The 350-nt window shown below is 61.4% G+C and carries 1 protein-coding gene; it reads left to right on the top strand.

Features of this window, described 5'->3' with window-relative positions:
• Positions 1-350: cbb3-type cytochrome c oxidase subunit I (locus AC4IJH_RS43800; RefSeq protein ID WP_490857614.1), on the top strand; the 350-nt coding region annotated here is incomplete at both ends.

Below are 350 nucleotides of genomic sequence, written 5' to 3'. Positions count from 1 at the left end.
GTCTACATCATCGCGCTGCCGTTCTTCGGCATCATTTCCGAGGTCATTCCGGTCTTCTCCCGGAAGCCGATGTTCGGTTACATGGGCCTGATCGCGGCGACGATCTCGATCGCGGGTCTGTCGGTGACGGTGTGGGCACACCACATGTACGTCACCGGCGGCGTGCTGTTGCCGTTCTTCTCGTTCATGACATTCCTCATCGCGGTCCCCACCGGTGTGAAGTTCTTCAACTGGCTGGGCACGATGTGGCGCGGAAGCCTGAGTTTCGAGACGCCGATGCTCTGGGCGGTCGGCTTCCTGATCACCTTCACCTTCGGTGGTCTGACCGGCGTCATCCTGGCCTCGCCGCC

This window comes from Streptomyces sp. UF-297, assembly GCF_058245575.1.
The sequence above is the reverse complement of the archived record's forward strand: the minus strand, read 5'-3'. Positions and strand labels throughout refer to the sequence as shown.